This window comes from Halomonas sp. KX33721 (genome assembly GCF_001596805.1).
In the GTDB taxonomy this organism is placed as follows: Bacteria; Pseudomonadota; Gammaproteobacteria; order Pseudomonadales; family Halomonadaceae; genus Vreelandella; species Vreelandella aquamarina.
In genome coordinates, this window is the sequence record NZ_LVIA01000013.1 from 26,586 (window position 1) to 46,600 (window position 20,015).

Annotated in this window: 21 protein-coding genes and 2 pseudogenes; 16 read left to right on the top strand and 7 right to left on the bottom strand. The window is 57.8% G+C overall.

The window, feature by feature from the left end; all coding sequences use genetic code 11:
• Nucleotides 1–40: 40 nt before the first annotated feature.
• Nucleotides 41–490 (bottom strand): MarR family transcriptional regulator, encoded by a 450-nt coding sequence (locus tag A3220_RS04865; RefSeq protein WP_062359330.1) that lies wholly within the window; start codon nt 488–490, stop codon nt 41–43.
• 246 nt (nt 491–736) lie between these two features.
• On the opposite strand from A3220_RS04865, the gene A3220_RS04870 reads away from it, so the two are divergent.
• The 6 genes from A3220_RS04870 (at nt 737) to A3220_RS04895 (ending at nt 6,351) form a co-directional block, all read left to right on the top strand.
• Complete coding sequence (locus A3220_RS04870; RefSeq protein ID WP_044627907.1) at nt 737–1,810, top strand: TRAP transporter substrate-binding protein; 1,074 nt, start codon at nt 737–739, stop codon at nt 1,808–1,810.
• Nucleotides 1,811–1,881: 71 nt separating this feature from the next.
• Nucleotides 1,882–2,508, top strand: a complete 627-nt coding sequence (locus A3220_RS04875) for a TRAP transporter small permease (RefSeq protein ID WP_062373525.1) — start codon at nt 1,882–1,884, stop codon at nt 2,506–2,508.
• Between the two features lie 5 nt (nt 2,509–2,513).
• On the top strand, nt 2,514–3,794 hold the full coding sequence (locus A3220_RS04880) for a TRAP transporter large permease (protein WP_044627905.1): 1,281 nt from the start codon (nt 2,514–2,516) through the stop codon (nt 3,792–3,794).
• A gap of 57 nt (nt 3,795–3,851) precedes the next feature.
• The gene (locus A3220_RS04885; RefSeq protein WP_062359353.1) at nt 3,852–4,352 is read left to right on the top strand and encodes a gluconokinase; all 501 of its coding nucleotides are present in this window, start codon (nt 3,852–3,854) and stop codon (nt 4,350–4,352) included.
• A gap of 79 nt (nt 4,353–4,431) precedes the next feature.
• On the top strand, nt 4,432–5,427 hold the full coding sequence (gene gntR / locus A3220_RS04890) for a gluconate operon transcriptional repressor GntR (RefSeq protein ID WP_062359352.1): 996 nt from the start codon (nt 4,432–4,434) through the stop codon (nt 5,425–5,427).
• Between the two features lie 87 nt (nt 5,428–5,514).
• Nucleotides 5,515–6,351: an MOSC N-terminal beta barrel domain-containing protein gene (locus A3220_RS04895; RefSeq protein ID WP_062359328.1), complete on the top strand. Its 837-nt coding sequence runs from the start codon at nt 5,515–5,517 to the stop codon at nt 6,349–6,351.
• On the opposite strand, the pseudogene A3220_RS16785 reads toward A3220_RS04895, so the two are convergent.
• A pseudogene (locus tag A3220_RS16785) lies at nt 6,311–6,529 on the bottom strand (EamA family transporter); the annotation flags it as partial. The gene A3220_RS04895 and the pseudogene A3220_RS16785 sit on opposite strands and share 41 nt — an antisense overlap.
• A 177-nt stretch (nt 6,530–6,706) precedes the next feature.
• Here A3220_RS16785 and A3220_RS04900 point away from each other — a divergent pair.
• Both A3220_RS04900 and A3220_RS04905 read left to right on the top strand, forming a co-directional pair.
• Nucleotides 6,707–7,129 carry an OsmC family protein gene (locus A3220_RS04900; protein ID WP_044627904.1) on the top strand — a complete coding sequence of 141 codons (423 nt, stop codon included), beginning with the start codon at nt 6,707–6,709 and terminating at the stop codon, nt 7,127–7,129.
• A gap of 437 nt (nt 7,130–7,566) precedes the next feature.
• A complete protein-coding gene (locus tag A3220_RS04905; protein ID WP_244891609.1) occupies nt 7,567–8,448 on the top strand; it encodes a L,D-transpeptidase family protein in 882 nt (293 codons plus the stop codon).
• Nucleotides 8,449–8,455: 7 nt separating this feature from the next.
• Here the strand turns inward: A3220_RS04905 and A3220_RS04910 are convergent, their stop codons facing one another.
• The 4 genes from A3220_RS04910 to A3220_RS04925 are packed head-to-tail and all read right to left on the bottom strand — an operon-like array spanning nt 8,456 to nt 11,990.
• Nucleotides 8,456–9,121: a sigma-70 family RNA polymerase sigma factor gene (locus A3220_RS04910; RefSeq protein ID WP_058576940.1), complete on the bottom strand. Its 666-nt coding sequence runs from the start codon at nt 9,119–9,121 to the stop codon at nt 8,456–8,458.
• Nucleotides 9,121–10,614 (bottom strand): ATP-binding protein, encoded by a 1,494-nt coding sequence (locus A3220_RS04915; protein WP_252860416.1) that lies wholly within the window; start codon nt 10,612–10,614, stop codon nt 9,121–9,123. The genes A3220_RS04910 and A3220_RS04915 overlap by 1 nt, the downstream gene beginning before the upstream one ends.
• 39 nt (nt 10,615–10,653) lie before the next feature.
• The gene (locus A3220_RS04920; protein ID WP_062373530.1) at nt 10,654–11,322 is read right to left on the bottom strand and encodes a 2OG-Fe(II) oxygenase; all 669 of its coding nucleotides are present in this window, start codon (nt 11,320–11,322) and stop codon (nt 10,654–10,656) included.
• Complete coding sequence (locus tag A3220_RS04925; RefSeq protein ID WP_062373532.1) at nt 11,319–11,990, bottom strand: CoA pyrophosphatase; 672 nt, start codon at nt 11,988–11,990, stop codon at nt 11,319–11,321. Before A3220_RS04925 ends, A3220_RS04920 begins: the two co-directional genes overlap by 4 nt.
• 93 nt (nt 11,991–12,083) lie before the next feature.
• Here A3220_RS04925 and A3220_RS04930 point away from each other — a divergent pair, with 93 nt between their 5' ends.
• Entirely contained in the window at nt 12,084–12,641 is a 558-nt protein-coding gene (locus A3220_RS04930; protein ID WP_062373535.1) for an NUDIX hydrolase, read from the top strand.
• A 6-nt stretch (nt 12,642–12,647) separates the two neighbouring features.
• On the opposite strand, the gene A3220_RS04935 is transcribed toward A3220_RS04930, so the two are convergent.
• Complete coding sequence (locus tag A3220_RS04935) at nt 12,648–12,959, bottom strand: hypothetical protein (protein WP_062359325.1); 312 nt, start codon at nt 12,957–12,959, stop codon at nt 12,648–12,650.
• Between the two features lie 124 nt (nt 12,960–13,083).
• Between A3220_RS04935 and A3220_RS04940 the strand changes: the two genes are divergently transcribed.
• The 7 genes and pseudogenes from A3220_RS04940 (at nt 13,084) to A3220_RS04970 (ending at nt 20,008) form a co-directional block, all read left to right on the top strand.
• Entirely contained in the window at nt 13,084–14,037 is a 954-nt protein-coding gene (locus A3220_RS04940) for a sugar-binding transcriptional regulator (RefSeq protein WP_062373537.1), read from the top strand.
• A gap of 164 nt (nt 14,038–14,201) precedes the next feature.
• Nucleotides 14,202–15,524 carry a sugar ABC transporter substrate-binding protein gene (locus A3220_RS04945; protein ID WP_062359323.1) on the top strand — a complete coding sequence of 441 codons (1,323 nt, stop codon included), beginning with the start codon at nt 14,202–14,204 and terminating at the stop codon, nt 15,522–15,524.
• A gap of 77 nt (nt 15,525–15,601) precedes the next feature.
• Nucleotides 15,602–16,492, top strand: a complete 891-nt coding sequence (locus tag A3220_RS04950) for a sugar ABC transporter permease (RefSeq protein WP_062373539.1) — start codon at nt 15,602–15,604, stop codon at nt 16,490–16,492.
• A gap of 32 nt (nt 16,493–16,524) precedes the next feature.
• Nucleotides 16,525–17,375, top strand: a pseudogene (locus A3220_RS04955) (carbohydrate ABC transporter permease).
• 11 nt (nt 17,376–17,386) lie between these two features.
• Nucleotides 17,387–18,544, top strand: a complete 1,158-nt coding sequence (gene ugpC, locus A3220_RS04960) for a sn-glycerol-3-phosphate ABC transporter ATP-binding protein UgpC (protein ID WP_062373542.1) — start codon at nt 17,387–17,389, stop codon at nt 18,542–18,544.
• A complete protein-coding gene (locus A3220_RS04965; RefSeq protein WP_062359319.1) occupies nt 18,541–19,239 on the top strand; it encodes an HAD-IA family hydrolase in 699 nt (232 codons plus the stop codon). The genes ugpC and A3220_RS04965 overlap by 4 nt, the downstream gene beginning before the upstream one ends.
• A complete protein-coding gene (locus A3220_RS04970) occupies nt 19,223–20,008 on the top strand; it encodes an L-iditol 2-dehydrogenase (protein WP_062373543.1) in 786 nt (261 codons plus the stop codon). Before A3220_RS04965 ends, A3220_RS04970 begins: the two co-directional genes overlap by 17 nt.
• Nucleotides 20,009–20,015 lie beyond the last annotated feature (7 nt).

The window sequence follows — 20,015 nt, forward strand, 5'->3', positions numbered from 1 at the left end:
GATGATCAGAAAGTTTGTAGTGCCACGGACGAGAGTCGCACTACTTGGCTTTTTGCAGGCTATCGCGCAGTTGAACCAAATCCTCTTTCAACTGCGTTAAGGCCTCCATAGACTTCTCGCTGGCATTCACCATACAACTGGGAATATGACGCGCCTGCTCGCGCAGGGAACGGCCTTTATCGGTCAGAAATAGCTCCACCACGCGCTCATCTTGCACGCTACGCTGGCGGCGCAATAGCTGGTCGGCTTCTAAACGCTTTAGGAGAGGAGTCAGCGAGCCAGGGTCTGTCAGTAAGCGCTTACTGAGCGTCCCTGCAGTAATGCCATCTTCTTGCCAAAGTACCAGCATGACTAGGTATTGCGGGTAAGTAAGCCCTAACTTTTTCAAAAGCGGTTTATAAACTTTTGTCATCATCAACGATGTTGAATAGAGGGCGAAGCAGAGCTGATGGTCTAGCTCTAGTTCGCTGCAAGTGTCTAACGCAGGCATGTGGACTCCAGGACAGGATGCATATCGGGTAATGTAGCGCGCTAGGCGGTGAGTGGCTATCCCTAGACGTTGGTCGTAAGTTGGCAGTTTTGCTTTGACACCCAGCCGAATGGTCACTAGCCTTCGCTTATTGGATGTTACCGGTAACACTGCGGCGTAACAGGCGCGATAGCACGGCAGCGTTCATAACCGCTTAGCAATTAGCAGTTCAGCACTCAACAACAATGAATGTTTGGAGATAACGTCATGACAGCGATTTGGCGCAACACGCTTACCTTAGTTGGTGCAACCACCCTTACTTTTGGCATGGCGCATGCCCAAAGCCCCGAGCTTTCCGACCCGCCGGCCATTGAAGGGGATGTCGTGGCGGACCACGGTAGCCATACGCTTCGCATGGGCATTGGCCTTTCTGAAACCTCTCCGCAGTTTCTCTCTAGCCAATACTTTGGCGAGATTCTAGAGCAGCGTACCGAAGGCCGTATCACGGTCAACGTGTTCCCCAACAGCCAGTTGGGCGACGATGTTCAGATGATGGAAATGCTGCAGACCGGCACGCTGGATATGACGTACCCATCTAGCTCCGCAACCACAGGCTATGTGCAAGCGCTGTCGGCGTTCGACCTACCGTTCCTGCTGCCCAGCCGTGAAGCCGCCATTGCAGTGATGCAGAGCGACGTTGCCCAAGAGATGCTAGATGGCTTTGAAGGCACTGGCTTAAAGGCACTCACTTTCTCTGAAAACGGCTACCGCCAGCTCTCTAACAGCGCGCGCCCCGTTGAAACGCCAGAAGATGTCGCAGGCCAGGATGTTCGCGGTTTGAGCGTACGTACCATGCAGAACCCGGTGCACCTGGCGATTTGGGAAGCATTAGGTGCTAACCCCACGCCGATGGCGTTTGGTGAGCTGTTCTCTGCCCTAGAGCAGGGCGTGGTCGATGGCCAGGAAAACCCCTGGAGCACCATCCTGACCTCTAACTTCAACGAAGTTCAGGATTACGGCACCGAAACCCGCCACGTCTACACACCGTTCATCATGATGCTTTCCGAGCGTACCTGGGACCGTATGGCACCCGAGTACCAAGAGCTGGTGCTGGAAGCCGCGCGTCAATCCGCCGAGTACGAAATTCAACTCTCTGCTGAGTATGACGACTGGTCCCGTGAGCAGTTAGAAGCCCGCGGTATGCAGATCACTCGCTTGAGCGATGAGCAACTGGCCGCGTTCCAAGACGCCGTGCAGCCCGTTTATGAAGAGTGGGCGCCGCGCATTGGCGAAGATCTGATCGCTGAAATTCAACAGATCGTTGAAGATGCTAGCAACTAATACGCACCATTAAGCGCGCCATCGGGCAGGCCATTGTGCCTGCCCGACTTGTCAGTGCCCCTGGAGTTCTTATGACATCCTCCTCAACACCTCCCAACGCTGAATCCTCTTTGAGAACGCCTACGATTGAAGATCCGTCGGTCTATTTAGACGACCCCAATCGCAAGCTGCTGGAAATTGATACTGAAACGCGTCAAGGCCCCGCGCTGTTTCGCTGGTTAACGCTTGGCATGGAGTATTTGATCGGCGCCATTTTAGTGGCGCTGATTGTGGCGGTGTCCAGCAATGTGGTGGGCCGTTCGCTATTTAACCACTCGCTGCCTTGGGTCGATGAGCTGGCGCGCATGCTGTTTATTTGGCTGGTGTTTATTGGCGCGGCCGCTGCGTTTGCCCGCTATGAGCACATTGCCGTGGATGCCTTGGTGCGGCGTTTGCCACTGCGCTTTGCGCATATGCTGTACTGCTTACAGCACCTAATTATTGCCGGTCTTATGCTGGTCATGGTGTTTGGCGGCTATCAAGTGCTGTCACGCTCCAGCGGGCGCTCTGCGATTATGGGCGTGCCCTTGAGCCTCGTGAGTCTTTCCCTAGTGCTGTGCGTCATCTTTATTGCCGCCGTCTCGCTTTGGCGGGTATGGATGAGCGTACGCGTGATTGTTCAACCACACGGCCAGTCGGCTGACGCGCAAGGGGAGTGATCACCATGCTGTGGATTTTCCTAGCCATTTTATTAGTGTCGATTGTGATCGGCTTGCCCATCGCGTTTGGTTTGGGAGTGGCGGCGCTGGTCATGGCGGTGCTCTCAGATATTCCGCTCTCGATTATGATTGAGCAGTCCATCCGTGGAGTGAACAGTTTTCCGCTGCTGGCCATTCCGTTCTTTATTCTGGTCGGTGAAGTAATGAGTAACGGCGGCATTGCGCGTCGTTTGATGGAGCTTGCGGGGGCGCTGGTCGGCTTTATGCGTGGCGGCCTGGGCCAAGTGGCCATTACCGGGTCTATGTTTTTCGGCGGTATCAGCGGCTCTGCCGTTGCCGATACGGCGGCCACCGGCTCGATGATGATTCCTTCCATGAAGCAGCAGGGCTATACCGCGGCCAACGCCACGGCCATCAATACGGTCTCATCGGTGATCGGGATTATTATTCCGCCTTCTATTCCGCTGATTCTGTACGGCATCGTCACCGAAACCTCCATCAGCCGCCTGTTCATTTCCGGCATTGTGCCTGGGCTACTGATTGGCGCTGCCCTGATGGTCACCACCTATATTCTGGCCAATAAGCAGGGCGGCGGCGTGCGCCAGTTCCGCTGGGACGTGCTGTGGAAAGCCTTTAAAGACGCCTGGCTGGCCCTGGTGTTACCGGTGATTGTCATTGGCGGTATTATTGGCGGCGTGTTCACCGCCACAGAAGCGGCGGTCGCGGCACTGCTTTACTCGCTGGCGATTTCACTGCTGGTTTACCGCGAGTTCAAGCTCAGCGAACTCATGGGTATGCTGATTCGTACCGCCAGGCTGACCGGGATGGTAATGATGCTGTTGGCCTTTGCCACCGTTATTGCGTGGTTCTTGACCATCAATATGGTTCCGCAAACGTTGGTACGTCAGGTACAGGCGATTACCCAGGAGCCGTTCCTTCTGCTGCTGATTGTGGCGGCACTGTTGCTGCTGGTGGGCTTTGTAATGGACCTCACGCCGGCCATGGTGATCATGGCACCCATGCTGGCCCCTATCGTCACATCGGTCGGCGTGGATGCCGCTTACTTTGGCGTACTGATGGCCTTCATTCTGGGGATTGGGCTACTCACGCCGCCGGTGGGCACCTGTCTTTACGTGGGCTGTGGCGTGGGTAAAGTCTCCATGGAGTCTTTGGTCAAGGCCATGTTGCCTTATTATGCCGCGCTGCTTGTGGTGCTGGTGCTGCTCATCGCCTTCCCAAGCATCGTGACTTGGTTGCCCGACCTCACCGCCGTGCGCGGTAACTGATAGGAGCCGCGTGTGACGACTGATTCAAATCATAACGGCTCATATCGCATTCTCGTCATGGGGGTGTCAGGTTCGGGGAAGTCGCATATTGGTCAGCAGCTAGCGGCCAGTATGGAAGCCACCTTTATTGATGGCGATGACCACCACTCGCCAGCCAACGTAGCCAAGATGGCCAGCGGTACACCGCTGAACGACGATGACCGTCGCGACTGGCTAGCAACCCTGGCTGGGCTATTTGCCGAGTATAAGGCGCGGGGTGAGTCGGTGGTGATTGCCTGCTCTGGCCTGAAGCGGCGCTACCGCGACCGCCTGAGAGAGGGGGATAGCGCGCTGCGTATTCTTTACCTAGAAGGCACGCATGGGCTGCTGCGCGAGCGCTTAGAAACTCGTGCCGGGCACTTCTTTAAGGGCGACAGTATGTTAGCCAGCCAGCTAGCCGACCTAGAACCACCGGCAGCAGATGAGGCGGTGACGCTCTCCATCAGCCTAACACCGGCGGTGATCGTCGAGCGTTTTAGCGCCACGCTGGTGCCCGAACAGCGCCGCTCATTAGGCTAAAGGAAGGGATAGGCGGCGGGCTCTACTATTCGTTATGGTAGGGTTCGAGCGCCATCCATTGTACAAGGCAGCGACGCCATTGAAGAAAAAACGCCCTACATTACAAGATATTGCTGATCGCGTTGGTGCCACCAAGATGACCGTTAGCCGCTGTTTACGCGACCCGGAAACGGTATCGGAAGGGCTTCGAGAGCGCATCTTCGGCATCGCCGAGCAGCTTGGTTATATACCCAATCGCGCCCCGGATCTGCTCTCCCGCGCGACCAGTCACTCGATAGGCGTACTGGTCCCCTCGTTGACCAACCAAGTATTTGCCGACGTCATCGTGGGGATCGAAGCCCATACCGAACCGGCAGGCTATCACTTGATGCTCTCCCACTACGGCTATAGTCAGGAGCTCGAGGAGCGCAGCCTTGCCTCGCTACTGTCGTATAATGTAGATGGGGTGATTCTCTCTGACCATGATCACACGCCGCGCAGCCTGCGTATGTTAGAAACCGCTGGCATTCCCATTGTGGAGATTATGGATACCCACCGCCCGCCGCTGCAGCAGGCAGTGGGCTACGATAACGTCCGTGCCGCCTATGATATGGTGAGTGAGATGATGCGCCGTGGTCGCCGCCAAGTTATCTACTTGGCCGTGCGTTTGGATGAACGTACCCGCCAGCGTGAGCTGGGCTATCGTCAAGCCATGGAAGAGCATGGGCTACCCCCCGTAACGCTGCAGAGTAGCCAGCGCTCCTCCTATACCGTGGGGGCTGCGTTGATGCAGGAAATTCAGCGTAACTACCCCGAAACAGACGCTATTTTTTGTACCAATGACGACGTGGCCGTGGGCGCTTACTTCGAGTGTCTACGCCAAGGCATCGGTGTGCCCGAACACATAGCGATTGCCGGGTTTCACGGCCACGATGTTGGTCAGGCAATGACGCCCCGCCTTGCCAGCGTTGTCACGCCCCGTAAGGCGATTGGCGAAGCCGCCGCAAAGGCCCTGCTGGCGCGGATCCGTGGCGAAGCGCTGGAGCAGAAAGTGGTGGATTTGGGGTATCGTATCGAAGCGGGTAAAACGCTATAGCGTCCATCCTAAAAACTGTTTGGCTGCTTACGATAACCTCGTTAGGTTAGCGTTTTATCCTGTTACGCCCGAGCGTGCGAGGCCGCTGTGAAGATTACCCAATTAACGGTTTATCCGGTGAAATCCCTGCAGGGGATTGATGTGTCCCAAAGCGAGATCCATGCCCATGGCCTCGCTTGGGATCGCCGTTGGATGCTGGTGGATGCCCAGCAACGCTTCGTCACCCAGCGCCAGCTACCTGCGCTGGCCACGATCTCCGTGGCGTTGACCTCCGATGCTCTGGTGCTCTCTCACCCCACCGTCGAGCCAATTTCCATTTCACTGGAAGAGCCCAAGGGCAACTTGCGGCTGGTATCGGTGTGGAGTGATCACTGCAAAGCGCTGCCGGAGAGCGAGGCAGTGTCCGAGTGGCTAGAGGCGGCATTGGGTGAACCGGCCAAGGGTGTGAGTCTGGTGCGTTTCGCCACTACCTTTACACGGGCGGTGGAGGACGATTTTCTGGCCGGTGGCGAGGCGCACACCTACTTTGCCGATGGTTATCCCTTTTTGATCACCACTACCGGTTCGCTGGATGCGTTGAACAACGCGCTGGTGGCGGGCGGCAATACACCGGTGCCCATGAATCGGTTTCGGCCCAATATCGTGGTGGATTGCGACGAGGCTTGGCAAGAGGATGGTTGGGCGACGATCGAGAGCGGCAGCTATCAGCTCACCCTGCGCAAACCCTGCCAGCGCTGCAAAATCACCACCGTCGACCAGCAGACCGGCACGATTCCTACTCAAGCCGAGCCACTGAAAACGCTGCTGGCACTGAATACCCAACCCCACTTGAAGGGCGCGCACTTTGGCCAAAACGCCACGTTGACGGCGGGGGAAGGTGGCGTCATTCGTGTGGGGGAAGTGGTCTCCGTAACGCCCCGCTAGGCCTAAAGCGTAGCATTTTCGTGGCAATGGCAGTGCCCAGTAGGGTAATCACCATGCCAGCAATGACCTGTAGGCTCAGCGTTTCCTCCAGCAGCACATAGCCCCACAGCAGGGCGCTAACGGGGACGAGAAACGTCACCGTCGAGGCCGCCGTTGCGCCCGCGCTTGCCAGTAAGCCAAGCCAGCGAATCCTTTTTATTGTCCGCAGTGAGCGCCAGCAGTTTTATCGTCGGGGTTTAGAGGTTTCGACAGCCACATAGAATCACTGCTAAGAATCAGCTACGCTGAATGAGCACCGAACGTAACCCTGCGTTCATCCTGCGAGAAGCACACTACCCTAGGAAAGGAGAACAGAATGGATAGTAAAGCAAGCGCACATTGGGAAGGTGGTTTGAAAGATGGCCAAGGCAAAGTCGCCACGGAAAGCGGCGTACTGGATGCAGGTTACTCCTTCAAGCAGCGTTTCGAAGGCGAGCCCGGCACCAACCCAGAAGAGTTGATCGGCGCCGCACACGCCAGCTGTTTCTCGATGGCCCTATCGATGATCCTTGGTGAGAAAGGCTACACCGCCGACGCCATCGATACCCAGGCAAAAGTCACGCTGTCGCAAAGCGATGCCGGTTTTGATATCTCCAGCATTCACCTGGACGTGGAAGCCAGCGTGAGCGGTGCCGACGACGCTGCTTTTCAGGAAGCCGCCGAAACCGCCAAGGCCAACTGTCCAGTATCTAAAGTCCTCAAGGCCGATATCACGATGTCTGCCAAGTTGAAAGGCTAATATCTGGCACTGCCTTAGGGCAGCGCTTGGCAGCGTGTTGTATACCGTTGTCGCCACTCACATACGAGAAGGTCCTTGCCGAATGGCAAGGCCCTTTTTGCGAGCAATGGCTGCTATGTACTCGTTAAAGTACTGCTTAGCTCTGTGTCGCGCATCTCGTTAGCGTTGTCTTCGCTATTGTTCATCTCGGTGTCGAGCTCGGTGCGAAGATCATCGTTATCAAGAAAATGCTAGATAAAGGTTAAACGGCTGCGACAGTCTGGCGAATTGACCCGCTGCCTATGGCTGTGCATATTCATTTTCATCGTCATCAAGATCGCCGTAGAGCGATAGCGACATAGAGAGATTTTCCAATGACCCTGACAGACCCTTCATGGCTGTTTCAGCCATTGAAACAGCGCTTGGCTGGCGGTGTTGTGGCATTAGGCGCTTGGCTGATGACAGCCAGCGCGATCGCCAACGATACTGAGCTGCCGAAAGGCCATTTTTTACTGCCCGAGTCGGGCAATATGGTGGGCGAAGTGTATACCGTCACTGCGAGTGAAGAGGACACGCTACTGGATATTGCCCGAGCGCATAACGTGGGCTACGAAGAGATCCGCATGGCTAACCCGGACGTGAGTCTGTGGGTGCCTGGCGAAGGCACCGAGGTCACCATTCCGGGGCAGTTCATCCTTCCTGACGAGCCTCGCACTGGTATCGTGATCAACGTTGCCGAGCTGCGCATGTATTACTACCCCGAGGCCGAAGATGGCCATGCTCCCCGTGTCGAAACCTATCCCATCGGCATTGGCCGCGATGCCTACAATACGCCGTTGGGTATCACCGAAACCACCATGCGCTTGGAAAATCCGGCATGGTACCCGCCTGAGTCGATCCGCCGCGAGGCCGCCGAGCGTGGTGACCCGCCGCCTGCGGTCGTACCGCCTGGACCGGATAACCCGCTGGGTCAATATGCCATTTTGTTGGATATTCCCGGTTATCTGATTCATGGCACCAATCAACCTGACGGGATTGGTATGCGCGCCAGTCGCGGCTGTATTCGCATGTACCCCGAGGATATCGAGTCAGTCTTCTGGCGTGTGCCAGTGGGCACACAGGTGAACATCATCGATGCGCCGATCAAGCTGGGGTGGGGAGCCGACGGCGAGGCCTACATTCAGGCGTTCACGGCGACCGATGAGCAGGCCTTTGGCATGGAAACGCTGTTGAACGTGGTGAGCCTGATCGAAGAGCATAAAGGGGAAGGTCGTGCCAACTACGAGCAGGTGAGCCGCGTGTTGAAAGAAGCCAGCGGCCAGATCGTGCCACTTAGCTAACCAATGTTCACTCGGCATCAGGCGGCAACGCGGGGACCAGCGAGAGCGCTACCGCCTGACGCACTAAGGCGGCCACATTGGCCGCTCCCATCGCCTTCATCGCCCGCAGTCGATACACCTCGACGGTTTTGGCGCTGATGCCCATGTGATCGGCGATTTCACGGCTGGTCATGCCCTCTGCAACATGCTGCACGATGCGCTGCTCTTTGGGGCGCAGGGCGTCGAACTCTGTTTGTAATCGTGCCAGTGCCTGGGTCTGTTGATGCTGCTGTTCGGTATGGCTGAGTGCTTGCTGCACTACATCGATGAGCTGCTGATGATTGAAGGGCTTCTCGATAAAGTCGAATGCGCCGTTCTTCAATGCTGCCACCGCCATGGGAACGTCGCCGTGACCGGTCATCATGATGAGGGGCAGGCGGCTGCCCTGGTCAACGAGCTGTTGTTGCACCTGAAGACCACTCATACCCGGCATGCGAACGTCCAGCAGTAGCGCGCCAAAGGTTTCGTGCTCCGTGGTTAAAAAGGCGTCACCGCTGGCGAAAGCGCGGGAGGTGAGCCCTACCGATTCCAATAGCCACACCAGCGATTCCCGAAGCGCGTCGTCGTCATCGACCACCGCGATGGCGCTAGTCTTGGGCGAAGAGGCAGTCGTAGGCGCATTAGCCGAGGGCATCAAACGTCGGTCTCCGTGCGTAGAAATACGTCAAAACAGGCACCTTTAGCGCTGTCGGTGCGCAGGGAGAGGGCGCCTCCCATACTTTCCACCAGTGTGCGGCTAATGGCTAGCCCCATGCCAAGCCCTTCATCACGGGTGGTAAAAAAAGCGTCAAAAATCATGGGCTGATACCTCGGGTCGACCCCCGGCCCTTCGTCCTCCACGCTTAGCGTGATTTGTCGCTGGCCGCTTCGCCGTGCGCTGACGCGCACTGTTTTGGCATCAACCACTCGACGGCTGGCAGTCAGCGCATTCAGCAATAAATTAACGATGACCTGTTCCAAGGCAATCGCGTCGCCGTAGATCCGCGGCAGCCCAGCGGGAAGCTCTACCGTTAGACCCACCGCTGCCTGTTGGTACTGCCAGTCGCAGAGCCCGCAGGCGGCCGTCACTACGTCAGCCAACACCAGTGGGCGTACTTGATGGCTACGCTTTCGGACGAAGCTGCGCAGATGCCGCAGACGCTGGGCGAGGCGCTGTACCTGCTCGTCGATGCGCTCTAGAGGTAGTTGAAGCTCGCTGGCGAGGGGCGTGGGTTGCTGCTGGCACTTTAGCAACGCGCCGCTGGTGTAGTTGGCAATGGCGCCTAAGGGTTGATTCAGCTCGTGGGCGATATTGGAGGCAAGTTCGCCTGCGGCAGCTAGCCGGTTAGCGTGGGCAATCTGCTCTTGGTGGCGACGCGCCTGGGCTTCTGCGGCTTTGCGGGCGCTAATATCGCGATTCACCAAGGCAAAGTGACCAGGCTCTGCCCCCCTGCTGCGGTGGGCCAGTACCACACTGAGCACCGGCACGCTGCCGCTTGCGGTGCGCATCTCCAGCTCACCGCTCCATGAGCCGTAACGCTCCACGGCGGGAAATACCACCTCATTTAATAAGCGCAGCGAGTCGGCTTGGTATAGCTCACTGAGTGCAGTAGACGCTTCGTTGGGCAAGGCAAAGCAGCGGCGAGCGGCTTCGTTAGCGCTGAATACCTGCTGGTTTGGCCCTAAAAACAGCACGTAGTCGGTGGTGGATTCGACCACCTGCGCCAAACGCTCGCGAGTGGCTTCAGCCTCAATACGACGTCCAACGTCTCGGGAGACGCACAGGATATCGATCAATTCGCCGGTCTCTGTATCCCGCCGGGTGCGGCTGGTGGTTTCAAACCATACGTAATGGCCCGCTTTGGCGCGGAAACGGTAGGTTTGCTGATAGAAACCGTCGTGGTAGTAAACCCGCGGTGACTTGTTGAGCAGGTCGTTCAAATCCGCTGGGTGAAAAAGCTGATACGCGGAGACGCCGATGAGTTCGTCGGGTTCATAGCCCAGCAGCTCCCGCGCGGCCTGAGAGGCATACAAAAACGTGCCGTCTCGGGCGTGGCGGGAGATCAGGTCGGTGGTGCTCTCGGCCAGCCACTGATAGTGGCGCTTTTCCTCCTCGAGTGCGGCGTTGCGCGCTTCTAAGGTGGCCAATTTTGCTGCTAGGGTTGCCTCTCTCTTATTGCTCATAAATTAGCGGGCAGGATCTAATACGCCGCCCATGGATGCGTTGCGGCGGAACCAGCCCGCAATGCTAGCGCGAGGCTGGCGGGTGGGTAGCACTTCGTGGGGAATGGTTTCCGATAAAAAGCAGGCAAACGTACCGGCTTCGGGCACCACGCGGGCCACTTCCAGGGTTGGGTCGTCCGGGTGATAAATCACCATTTCACCGCCGCCGTCGCTCGGCCAGTCGGGGTTCAAATAGCCGACGGTGGAAATCACGCGGTTGGCCCGCCCGCGAAAGCTGTCCAAGTGGCGCTGGTAGAAGGCTCCGGCAGGGTAGTGAGCAAAGTGGGCTTCGTACTCAAACAGGCCAAGAAATAGCGCTTGGTTGAGAGACTGCTGTAGCTCTGCCATAGCATCCAGGTATCGGCGCTGAGCGTCGCTCTCTCGGTCTAGCCAATGGATAGCATCACCCCGGATATCTTTACGTAAGTGGTGCTGCTGGCCTCGGCCAATGCCAGCCTCATCCAGCGCGTCCAGCTCGGCCAGCTGATGAATCTCCCGGTGCAGCGCTTGACACAGAGCCGAGTCGATCACCCCTTTCCCCACATACCAACCTTGTTCCACCAGCGCGTCGACCAGCTCCAAATGGGCTTGCGGGTCAAGGGCGGGAGAGTCCAGTTCAGATAAAGCGATCATTTCGTGATTCTCGTAACGGGCGCGCGTTCGGCTTTGGCCGAGCGACTGCTTGTAGGGGTGTGGCGTTCGGGGTAGTGGCGTAGGGCGCCGGGCGGGCGCTGATAAAGGTCAATCTCCATTCCAAAACCCTCGGCCAACAGCTCCACCAACATCATGGCAGATAATCCCCAAATCACGTGACCATCGACGTGATAGCTGGGCACATAGTGGGCGACGCCATCGACGGTAATCACATCGGTATGGGTGCGCTGGTCGTCTAAAAAGTGGCTGAGCGGGACTTCAAAAATAGCGTCCAGCTCCGCTGGGTCTGCCACCAGCGGTAGATCCGGTGGAATAATACCCACCCAGGGCGTCACGCGAATGCCGTGAAGCGAAATCACATCCGACAGTCGCCCGAGCGGTTGCACTTGGCCAGGCGCCAGCGCAATCTCTTCTTCTGCTTCTCTCAAGGCGGTGGCGTATAGGTCGGCATCGTCCGGTTCGCGTTTGCCGCCTGGAAAAGCGACCTGACCTCGGTGGGTCGTCAAGTGGCTGGCCCGGCGTGTGAACAGCAGGGTAGGAGCAGGACGCTCGACGATGGGCATAAGCACGGCCGCCTCCGGCAGCGCTATGTGGTCTAGCCGTTGAGGGGTATGCTGTTGCAGCTGTTTGCGCAGTTTCTCTAACATAGGTGTCTCTTTACTTTGCTCTCTTTTACCCAGCCACGGTGATCATCGTCAAGCACGTTGATGCCTCGACCCACCAGCCGTAGAGAAAACGCGATGAACTTTTGTAGTCAGTGTGGTGAGAAAGTCCGGTTTGCCGTTCCCGAGGGGGACGACCGCCCCCGCTACCTGTGCGACGGCTGCGGCACGATCCACTACCAAAACCCCCGTATCGTGGCGGGTACGCTGCCGGTGAGCGGCTCCAAAGTACTGCTCTGCAGGCGCGCGATCTCCCCTCGAAAAGGGTACTGGACGCTACCGGCGGGGTACATGGAAAACGCTGAGACCACCCAGCAGGCCGCCACGCGGGAAACCTGGGAAGAGGCGTTTGCCGAGGTCACTTTAGGCGGTCTATACACGCTGATTGATCTACCGCATATCAACCAAGTGTATATGATTTTTCTTGCCGACTTGATAGGTGACTTTGGCCCCGGGCCAGAGAGCTTGGAAGTGGAGCTGTTTGAGGAGCACGAGATCCCTTGGAATGCGCTGGCTTTTCCTACTATTGAGCGCACGCTGCGCCACTACTTTGCCGACCGTGAAAACGCTGCGTATCCGCTGCATATCAGCAAAATCACGCCTGAAGATCGCGAGCGCTATGTGGGTAGCGCCTAGCTTGTTCTATAGGTCGGCAAGCTGCCATACGTCGTAGGCGACTTCTTCATAGGGATGCGCCAGTTTGAGCGCGGCAATAGCGGCCTGAATATGCTCGTCGGCGCAGACCAGCTCGACCTTGAACTCCTCGACGGTTTCTAGCGTGCCGACCTGACCAATATGTGGCTCTGCACCATCAAGGGGACGAAACTGGCCAGTACCACGCGTTTGAAAGCAGGTGTGTTCGTAATCGCCAATCCGCCCCGCGCCGGTTTCAAATACGGCGTTTTTAACGCTTTCAGCACTTTCAATGGGAACAAAAAACGCGAGCTTATACATAATCAGAGGCCTCCCTTGGGTAATGACGTAACGCTGTACTGCCAATGTTAGCGGATAGCACACTACTGGTCTTGGCGCAGGCTTTGTATGATGGCGTTTTTCAATATAAGCGGCGAACCAACCCATGGATAAGTTTGAAGTAAAGCTCGACCAAGCAGCCAGGGCCGCCTGGATGTCCTATGTGGGCGGCATGACCCAGGATGAGATTGCCACTCAGCTTGGCGTCTCACGCCCTGGCGTCCAACGCTTACTAGCCCTGGCGCGCCAAGAGGGGTTGGTGAAAGTGCATATCGATCACCCCATTTCCACCTGTATGGCGCTGGGCAGCGCGCTGCGGGAGCGCTTCCAGCTGGCCTACTGCGACGTGGTGCCTGTGGACACCCAGGCCCCCGAAAGCGGCGCGTACTATCTGGCCGTGGCGGGGGCCGAGCGCATTGCGCGGCTGGTGGAGCGCAGCGAGCCGCTGACGCTCTCGCTGGGGACCGGGCGCTCGGTGCGTGCGGCAGTGGAAGCGCTTAGCCGTGTGGAGCGGCCGCAGCATCGCTTTGTCTCGCTGGTGGGCAACGTGGCACGGGATGGCTCCGCCAACCGCTACGACGCCGTGATGGTGCTGGCGGATAAAACCGGCGGCGAGCGCTTTTTATTGCCTGCCCCCGTAGTGGCGGAGTCGCTGGCGGAAAAAGAGGCCATGCTGTCCCAGCGCTTGTTCAAAGCGATAGCCGATGTAGCGCGAGAGTCAGAGGCGGCGTTTATCGGCATTGGCCGTATTGACCGCCAGGCCACGCTTTTTCAAGACCACTTCATTAGCGAAAGCGAGCTAGATGAGCTGCTGGGCCGCGAAGCGGTAGGGGAGCTACTAGGTTGGCCGCTGAACCGGCGTGGAGAGGTGATCGATTGCTCGATTACCCGACGGGTCACCAGCTTGCCGCTGGAGCGTTTTGGGAAGCACCTCATGGTGGGGATTGCCGGTGGCCGTGATAAAGCGCCTGCCATTTTAGCCGCACTGCGCGGTGGCTGGCTGAAGGGCTTGATCACCGACGAGATCGCTGCGCGGCATATCCTCGAGGCGATGGAGTGAGCGCTATCTTCGCGGTTGCAACATGCAAGCAATTGAATAAATTAGCGTAAAGTCTAACGCTCCAGGCTTTGCTTTTTTTTGGCTTGCGTGCGATCTTTTGTTCGGTTGGTGATCAATAAGATCAAGGCAACAACAATGCCAATATTTGCCAAGAGGAGTGCTGTATGCGTCTCGTGCGTCATTTGCCCGTCACGACCCTAGCAGCTGCTATTGCGGTAGCTGGCCAAGCCCAGGCTCAAACTGAGATCACCGTCGCCACGGTGAACAATAATGACATGGTCATTATGCAGAGCCTGACCGATGCCTTTGAGCAAGCGCACCCGGATATCACGCTGGACTGGGTGGTACTTGAGGAGAACGTGCTGCGTCAGCGCATGACCACGGATATTGCCACCGGCGGTGGGCAGTTCGACGTGATGACCATCGGTACTTATGAAGTGCCCATTTGGGCGGAACGCGGCTGGCTTGAGCCGCTGGACAGCCTGCCCGATGACTACAACGAAGACGATCTGCTGGCATCGGTACGCGACGGCTTAAGCCTGGACGGCACGCTGCACGCCCTGCCGTTCTATGCGGAAAGCTCGATGATGTATTACCGCACCGATCTGTTTGAGCAGGCAGGCATTGAGATGCCCGAGCAGCCCACCTGGGCGCAGGTGCGCGACTGGGCCGAACAGCTCCACGGTAGCGAAGAGGGCCTGGCGGGTATCTGTTTGCGCGGCAAGCCGGGCTGGGGCGAGAACATGGCCTTTGTCTCGACGCTGGTGAACACCTTCGGCGGCCGCTGGTTTGATGAGCAGTGGAACCCGGAGCTGAACTCTGAGGCGTGGAATAACGCGATTTCGTTCTACGTAGACCTGCTCAGCAACTACGGCCCGCCTGGCGCCAGCTCCAACGGCTTTAACGAGAACTTAGCGCTCTTCTCACGCGGTAACTGCGCCATGTGGGTCGATGCTACCTCGGCGGCAGGCAAGCTCTACGATGAGAGCGAATCCGACGTAGTCGGTACGCTTGGCTTTGCACCTGCGCCCATCGCCGAAACTCCCAAAGGTTCCCACTGGCTGTGGTCTTGGGCACTGGCTATCCCAGCCTCCTCTGAGCATAAAGAGGCAGCTCAAGAGTTTATTACCTGGGCCACTTCTGAAGAGTATATCGAGCTTGTCGGTGAGACTAACGGCTGGACCAGCGTACCGCCGGGCACTCGTGAATCCACCTACGCTAATGAGCAGTACACCTCAGCCGCGCCGTTTGCTGGCTTCGTACTTAACGCCATTAAAGAGGCCGACCCCACCGACTCTAGCTTAGAGCCGAACCCCTATGTGGGCGTGCAGTTTGTGGGTATTCCTGAGTTCCAATCGATTGGCACTCAGGTAGGCCAAACCATTGCGGCGGCGCTGACCGGTGATACGTCGGTTGAGCAGGCGCTAGATAGCGCCCAGCGTGCTACTGAGCGCACGATGCAGCGGGCGGGCTACATCGAACGTTAATGTACTCCTGCGCCTGCCCGGCCACGGGCAGGCGTTTTCGGTGGTTCTCGCAGGTCTGTTTTCTTGCAGGTATTTCCATGAATAGAACACGTGCTTCTGGCCGTACGGTCGGCGGGCTGAGAACGCTTTCGCTTCAAGCGCCCGCCGTCACGCTACTGCTGCTATGGATGATTGTGCCGTTAGGCATGACGATATGGTTCTCCTTCCAGTACTACAACCTGCTAATGCCCGACATGGCCGGGTTTGCCGGGGTGGAAAACTACGAATATCTGCTAACTGACCCCGCACTGTGGCGGGCTATGGGCAACACGCTGCTGCTGGTCGGGTCAGTACTGGCGATTACGGTCATTGGCGGCACGTTACTGGCGGTACTGTTTCAGCAGGATTTCGCAGGGCGGGGGATTGCCCGTGTGTTGGCGATCTCTCCCTTCTTTGTCATGCCAACGGTGAGCGCGCTGGTATGGAAAAACATGATGATGCACCCCTCTAACGGGGTGTTGGCGTGGTTAGCACAGTCGCTGGGGCTTCCTGCGCTGGACTGGTTCTCATCGCTACCGCTGACCTCCATCATCATCATCGTCTCGTGGCAGTGGCTGCCGTTTGCGCTACTGATCCTGCTGACGGCGATGCAATCGCTGGATGAAGACCAAGTGGAAGCCGCACGGATGGATGGCGCGGGGCCGCTGGCGATTTTCTTCTTTATCACGCTACCGCACCTAAAGCGGGCGATTAGCGTGGTGATCATGATTGAAATGATCTTCCTGCTGACGATTTTTGCCGAGATCTTTGTCACTACCTCCGGTGGGCCTGGGCTCGCCACCACCAACTTGGCTTATTTGATCTACATCCAAGCGCTGCTGGATTTCGATGTGGGCATGGCCTCGGCGGGTGGGGTGATCGCCATCATTCTGGCCAATATCGTCGCGATTTTCCTTGTCCGTATGGTCGCTAAGAACTTAGAAGACTGACCCCAGCACCAGGGCGTCTTGGGAGTATTTCAATGACAACGCATCATAATAGCGCGCCAGCACACACTCGCTCGTTGCCCATCCGGCAACTGGTGTTAACTCTGTTGGGCTGGTCCATCGCGCTGATTATCTTCTTTCCCATCCTGTGGATGGTGCTGACGGGATTTAAAACCGAAACGGCAGCCATTGCCGATCCCAGCTTTATTTTTTCACCCACGCTGGAAAGTTATCAAGCTGTTCAGGCCCGCTCGGGCTACGCCCGCTTTGCGTTAAACAGCGTTGCCGTTGCATTTGGCTCCACGTTGTTAGCGCTGCTCATCGCCATTCCCTCGCTTACGCCATGGCCTTTTTGCCCACTAAACGCACCAAGGGCACGCTGCTGTGGATGCTCTCCACCAAAATGCTGCCACCGGTGGGTGTTCTGGTGCCTATCTATCTGATTTTCCGAGATGTCGGGCTGCTGGATACCCGTACCGGGCTGATCATTATTTATACCTTGATGAATCTGCCCATTGTGGTGTGGATGCTCTACACCTTCTTTAAAGATATGCCCAAAGACATTCTCGAAGCGGGCCGGATGGACGGTGCCTCCACTCTGCAGGAAGTGTTCTTCCTGCTACTGCCGCTGACCCTGCCAGGGATTGCGTCGACCGGGCTGCTCTCGGTGATTTTGAGCTGGAACGAAGCGTTCTGGAGTCTCAACCTCACCTCGTCGAAAGCCGCGCCGTTGACCGCCTACATTGCCTCGTTCTCAAGCCCCGAAGGGCTGTTCTGGGCCAAGCTGTCGGCGGCTTCTACCATGGCCATCGCCCCCATCCTAATTCTCGGCTGGATGACCCAAAAACAAATGGTGCGCGGCCTGACCTTTGGCGCCGTCAAGTAAAGGAGTTCCCCATGGCAACCTTACAACTCAAGAACATTACCAAGCAGTTTGGCGACACCAAGGTCATCAAGGGCATTGATCTCGACGTTAATGATCGTGAGTTCGTGGTGTTCGTTGGCCCCTCGGGCTGCGGTAAATCCACGCTGATGCGCATGATCGCGGGCCTGGAGAGCGCCAGCGACGGCGATATTCTCATCGATGGCAAGCGCATGAACGAGGTGGGCCCCGCCGACCGCGGTTTGGCGATGGTGTTTCAAAGCTACGCGCTTTACCCGCACATGACCGTTGAGGGCAACATGGGCTTCAGCATGCGCTTGGCTGGGGTGCCCAAAGAGGAGCGCCGCGCCAAGGTGCTGGAAGCTGCCAAGATCCTTCAGCTTGAGCCGCTGCTGGATCGCAAGCCCAAAGCGCTGTCCGGCGGGCAGCGCCAGCGGGTGGCGATTGGCCGAGCGATTGTGCGCAACCCCAGCATCTTCCTGTTTGATGAGCCGCTCTCCAACCTAGACGCGGCGTTGCGGGTGCAGATGCGTATCGAGCTGGCGCGGCTGCATGAAGAGCTGGATGCCACGATGATTTACGTGACCCACGACCAGATAGAAGCCATGACCATGGCCGATAAAATCGTCGTGCTACACGATGGCGTGGTGGAGCAGGTGGGCTCGCCCATGGCGCTCTATCACCACCCGCGTAACCGCTTTGTGGCAGGCTTTATCGGCTCGCCGAAGATGAATTTCTTCACCGTCGAGCAGCAGTCCATTGGCGATGATGGCGTCACCGTGCGCCTGCCCGGCGGGCGGCCCTGCACTATCCCTGTGGCGGGCGAACAGCTCGCCAGCGATGAAGCGCTGGAGCTGGGTATTCGTCCTGAGCATCTACAGCTGGATGAAAACGGCCCGCTGAGTGGGCAGATTAAAGTGTTGGAGCGCTTAGGCGGGCAGACCTCGCTGTACGTGCAGATGGGCGAGCTACTGATCACCATTATGGCCGATGGCGATGTAGCCTATCGGGTGAACGATACCGTGCAGTTTAGCTTTGCCGCCGAGCGTGCTCACCTGTTCGATGCCCAAGGCTTGGCGCTAGAGAGCCTGTCACAGCACCCGCTGGCCAGCCTGACCCGCCAGGATAACCGTGCGGCTACCGAGCCTGCTGCGCCAGGGGCGCAGGTATGAAAGCGCTAATTTTTGATTGTGACGGCGTCCTGGTGGATAGCGAAGCCCTGGCTGAAGAGACCCTGGAAACTCACCTTGGGCAGTGGCTGCCGGATCTGGATATTCCCACGCTGCTCAGCCAAGCCCTGGGCATGACGACCGCCGACATCCTTAAGCACTTGGCGCAGTTAAGCCGCCATCAGTTGCCGCCTGATGCCTCCGAGCGGGTCGATAGCGCCATAGAAGCGCGTCTGGCACGAGAGCTCACCGCGATTGCAGGGGTCCACGACGCCGTTAGTAGTCTCGATTTACCTAAGGCCGTGGTCTCCAACAGCCGCCGCTGCCGCGTATTGGCATCGCTTGCAACAACGCAGTTGGAAGAGGCGTTGGGCGATGTGCCGATTTTCACGGCCGAGCAGGTCGATAACCCTAAACCGGACCCGGCGATTTACCGCTTGGCGGCGCATGAGCTTGGCTGCCCGCCCAGCCGCTGCCTAGTGGTTGAGGATAGCGTGGCAGGCGTTACCGCTGCCCATGCCGCCGGCATGCGGGTGATTGGTTTTGTGGGCGCCAGCCATATCGACGACGAGCAGCCTAACCGCCTGCTCGCGGCGGGTGCTTGGCGAATTTTGCCTCATATGCGCGGGCTCCGCGCCTTAGTGGACGAGTGGCAACTACATCTGCAAGGACAAGATAACAATGAAACTGCTCAATAAACGTGCCGTGATTACCGGTGGTGCCCGTGGCATCGGACTCGCCATTGCCCAGCGCTATTTGGCCGAAGGGGCCAGTGTCGTGGTGGCCGATATCGATGCCAAGGCCATCGAAGACGCGCTCACCACGCTGCAGCAGGATGCCAGCGCCGAGCGGGTTATGGGCGTAGTGCTGAACGTGTGCGACCAAGGCTCTATCGATGCCATGGTGGAGAGCGTCACCGAGCGCTTTGGTGGCATTGATATTTTGGTCAATAACGCGGCGGTGTTCGATATGGCGCCGGTGCTGGAAGTGACCCAGGCCAGCTTTGACAAACAGTTTGCGGTGAACACCAAAGGCATGTTTTTCACCCTGCAGGCCGTGGCCCGCGCCATGGTGGCCCAAGGTCAGGGAGGCAAAATTATCAATATGGCCTCCCAGGCGGGCCGACGTGGCGAACCGCTAGTGAGTGTTTACTGCGCCAGCAAAGCCGCCGTGATTAGCCTGACCCAGTCCTGCGGGCTCGATTTGATCAAACACCGCATTAACGTCAACGGCATTGCCCCCGGTGTGGTGGATACCCCGATGTGGGAAGAGGTCGATGCGCTGTTTGCTCGCTACGAGAACCGCCCATTAGGCGAGAAAAAGCGCCTAGTGGGCGAGGCGGTGCCCTATGGCCGTATGGGGCTGCCGGAAGATCACACCGGCGCCGCCGTGTTTCTTGCCAGCCAGGATGGCGATTACGTCGTCGCCCAGACGCTCAACGTCGATGGCGGCAACTGGATGAGCTAAGACGCCT

What these genes read in the sequence shown, in the direction of transcription:
- A3220_RS04865 (WP_062359330.1), bottom strand. Translation starts at nt 490, where the DNA reads ATGCCTGCGTTAGACACTTGCAGCGAACTAGAGCTAGACCATCAGCTC.
- A3220_RS04870 (WP_044627907.1), top strand. Translation starts at nt 737, where the DNA reads ATGACAGCGATTTGGCGCAACACGCTTACCTTAGTTGGTGCAACCACC.
- A3220_RS04875 (WP_062373525.1), top strand. Translation starts at nt 1,882, where the DNA reads ATGACATCCTCCTCAACACCTCCCAACGCTGAATCCTCTTTGAGAACG.
- A3220_RS04880 (WP_044627905.1), top strand. Translation starts at nt 2,514, where the DNA reads ATGCTGTGGATTTTCCTAGCCATTTTATTAGTGTCGATTGTGATCGGC.
- A3220_RS04885 (WP_062359353.1), top strand. Translation starts at nt 3,852, where the DNA reads ATGGGGGTGTCAGGTTCGGGGAAGTCGCATATTGGTCAGCAGCTAGCG.
- A3220_RS04900 (WP_044627904.1), top strand. Translation starts at nt 6,707, where the DNA reads ATGGATAGTAAAGCAAGCGCACATTGGGAAGGTGGTTTGAAAGATGGC.
- A3220_RS04905 (WP_244891609.1), top strand. Translation starts at nt 7,567, where the DNA reads ATGACAGCCAGCGCGATCGCCAACGATACTGAGCTGCCGAAAGGCCAT.
- A3220_RS04910 (WP_058576940.1), bottom strand. Translation starts at nt 9,121, where the DNA reads ATGCCCTCGGCTAATGCGCCTACGACTGCCTCTTCGCCCAAGACTAGC.
- A3220_RS04920 (WP_062373530.1), bottom strand. Translation starts at nt 11,322, where the DNA reads ATGATCGCTTTATCTGAACTGGACTCTCCCGCCCTTGACCCGCAAGCC.
- A3220_RS04925 (WP_062373532.1), bottom strand. Translation starts at nt 11,990, where the DNA reads ATGTTAGAGAAACTGCGCAAACAGCTGCAACAGCATACCCCTCAACGG.
- A3220_RS04930 (WP_062373535.1), top strand. Translation starts at nt 12,084, where the DNA reads ATGAACTTTTGTAGTCAGTGTGGTGAGAAAGTCCGGTTTGCCGTTCCC.
- A3220_RS04935 (WP_062359325.1), bottom strand. Translation starts at nt 12,959, where the DNA reads ATGTATAAGCTCGCGTTTTTTGTTCCCATTGAAAGTGCTGAAAGCGTT.
- A3220_RS04940 (WP_062373537.1), top strand. Translation starts at nt 13,084, where the DNA reads ATGGATAAGTTTGAAGTAAAGCTCGACCAAGCAGCCAGGGCCGCCTGG.
- A3220_RS04945 (WP_062359323.1), top strand. Translation starts at nt 14,202, where the DNA reads ATGCGTCTCGTGCGTCATTTGCCCGTCACGACCCTAGCAGCTGCTATT.
- A3220_RS04950 (WP_062373539.1), top strand. Translation starts at nt 15,602, where the DNA reads ATGAATAGAACACGTGCTTCTGGCCGTACGGTCGGCGGGCTGAGAACG.
- ugpC (WP_062373542.1), top strand. Translation starts at nt 17,387, where the DNA reads ATGGCAACCTTACAACTCAAGAACATTACCAAGCAGTTTGGCGACACC.
- A3220_RS04965 (WP_062359319.1), top strand. Translation starts at nt 18,541, where the DNA reads ATGAAAGCGCTAATTTTTGATTGTGACGGCGTCCTGGTGGATAGCGAA.
- A3220_RS04970 (WP_062373543.1), top strand. Translation starts at nt 19,223, where the DNA reads ATGAAACTGCTCAATAAACGTGCCGTGATTACCGGTGGTGCCCGTGGC.